The sequence below is a fragment of the Pseudomonas sp. 2995-1 genome (genome assembly GCF_002742505.1).
Lineage (GTDB): Bacteria > Pseudomonadota > Gammaproteobacteria > Pseudomonadales > Pseudomonadaceae > Aquipseudomonas > Aquipseudomonas sivasensis.
Map to the genome: position 1 here is coordinate 1 of NZ_LJSA01000692.1, position 920 is coordinate 920.

At 50.1% G+C, this 920-nt stretch carries 1 rRNA gene; it reads right to left on the bottom strand.

Annotated elements, in window-relative coordinates:
* Positions 1 to 725: ribosomal RNA gene (locus tag AOA61_RS30730) — 23S ribosomal RNA — on the bottom strand; the annotation flags it as partial.
* Between the last annotated feature and the right edge of the window lie 195 nt (positions 726 to 920).

Consider the following 920-nt stretch of genomic DNA (forward strand, 5'->3'; position numbering starts at 1 on the left):
CGAGGCTAGCCCTAAAGCTATTTCGGGGAGAACCAGCTATCTCCGTGTTCGATTGGCATTTCACCCCTACCCACACCTCATCCCCGCACTTTTCAACGTGCGTGGGTTCGGGCCTCCATCCAGTGTTACCTGGACTTCACCCTGGACATGGGTAGATCACACGGTTTCAGGATCTATTTCACTCCCCTCCCGGGGTGCTTTTCACCTTTCCCTCACGGTACTGGTTCACTATCGGTCACTAGGGAGTATTTAGCCTGGGGAGATGGTCCTCCCAGATTCCGACGGGGTTTCACGTGTCCCGCCGTACTCAGGATACACTCCGGAGGAAACGACATTTCGACTACAGGGCTGTTACCTTGTCTCGCGGATCTTTCCAGATCGCTTCATCTACGCCGTTTCTTTGTAACTCCGTATGGAGTGTCCTACAACCCCAAGAGGCAAGCCTCTTGGTTTGGGCTCTTTCCGTTTCGCTCGCCGCTACTCAGGAAATCGAATTTTCTTTCTCTTCCTCTGGGTACTAAGATGTTTCAGTTCCCCAGGTCTGCCTTCTCATACCCTATGGATTCAGGTATGGATACCATCCCATTACGGATGGTGGGTTCCCCCATTCGGATATCTCCGGATCAAAGCTTACTTACAGCTCCCCGAAGCATTTCGGTGTTCGTCCCGTCCTTCATCGGCTCCTAGTGCCAAGGCATTCACCGTGCGCCCTTTCTAGCTTAACCATTTAAGCTGTAGATGACCTTCGCTCTTCTTCGTCAGCTACGTCGCTTCACTTCTTCACGTATTAAAATACGCTCAGTCGTTCATCAGCTTGCTTCCTCGAATAACTTGGTCCTCTTTGCTTAAAACCTATAATAGGTTTTAAGAAGCTTTTTTGGCGTCATTCATTAGCCTTCTTCTAAGACACTTAGTTGAAC